The 1,095-nt window shown below is 69.4% G+C and carries 2 protein-coding genes; both read left to right on the top strand.

Annotated features, from left to right (window positions below; translation table 11 throughout):
- Positions 1-344 (top strand): ACT domain-containing protein (locus JGS39_RS39965; RefSeq protein ID WP_219574649.1); only part of this gene is annotated, 344 nt, incomplete at its 5' end.
- A gap of 6 nt (positions 345-350) precedes the next feature.
- Positions 351-1,095 (top strand): threonine synthase (gene thrC / locus JGS39_RS39960; RefSeq protein ID WP_219574648.1); only part of this gene is annotated, 745 nt, incomplete at its 3' end.

Genomic DNA, 1,095 nt, shown 5'->3' with positions numbered 1-1,095 from the left:
CCGGGCCCGGAGAGTCCGCGTACACGCGTCTGCCGGTGAGCCCCATGGGCGACGTCGTCACGCGGTACCACATCAGCCTCGACGTGGCCGACAAGCCGGGCGTGCTCGCCCAGGTGGCGACGGTCTTCGCCGAGCAGGGCGTATCGATCGACACGGTCCGCCAGCAGAGCCGGAATTCGAGCAGCGGCGACGAAGCCGGCATCGAACAGGACGGCGGCGAGGCCTCCCTCGTCGTCGTCACCCACCGCGCGCCCGACGCCGCCCTTTCGGGGACCGTCGAGGCGCTGCGCAAGCTCGACACCGTGCGCGGTGTCGCCAGCATCATGCGTGTTGAAGGGGAGTAAGGACCCATGACCACCAAGGGCACCCACCAGTGGCGCGGCATCATCGAGGAGTACCGGGACCGTCTTCCGGTCACGAGCACGACGCCTGTCGTCACGCTCCGTGAGGGCGGCACGCCGCTCGTTCCCGCTCAGGTCCTCTCCGAGCGCACGGGCTGCGAGGTGCACCTCAAGGTCGAGGGCGCCAACCCCACCGGGTCCTTCAAGGACCGCGGTATGACCATGGCCATCACCCGGGCCAAGGAGGAGGGTGCGCAGGCCGTCATCTGCGCCTCCACCGGCAATACCTCCGCCTCCGCCGCCGCGTACGCGGTACGGGCCGGAATGGTCTGCGCCGTCCTCGTACCGCAGGGCAAGATCGCACTCGGCAAGATGGGCCAGGCGCTCGTCCACGGCGCCAAGATCCTCCAGGTCGACGGAAACTTCGACGACTGCCTGACGCTGGCCCGCTCGCTCTCGGACAACTACCCCGTGGCGCTGGTCAATTCGGTCAACCCGGTGCGCATCGAGGGCCAGAAGACCGCCGCCTTCGAGATCGTCGACGCGCTCGGCGACGCCCCGGACATCCACGTACTCCCGGTCGGCAACGCGGGCAACATCACCGCGTACTGGAAGGGCTACACGGAGTACGCCGGGGACGGCCTGTCCACGCACAAGCCGCGGATGTGGGGCTTCCAGGCCTCCGGCTCCGCGCCCATCGTGCGCGGCGAGATCGTGAAGGACCCGTCGACCATCGCCACCGCGATCCGGATCG

It is taken from the genome of Streptomyces poriferorum (assembly GCF_019399235.1).
Taxonomy (GTDB): domain Bacteria; phylum Actinomycetota; class Actinomycetes; order Streptomycetales; family Streptomycetaceae; genus Streptomyces; species Streptomyces poriferorum.
This window is presented reverse-complemented; position numbering and strand designations above follow the sequence as displayed.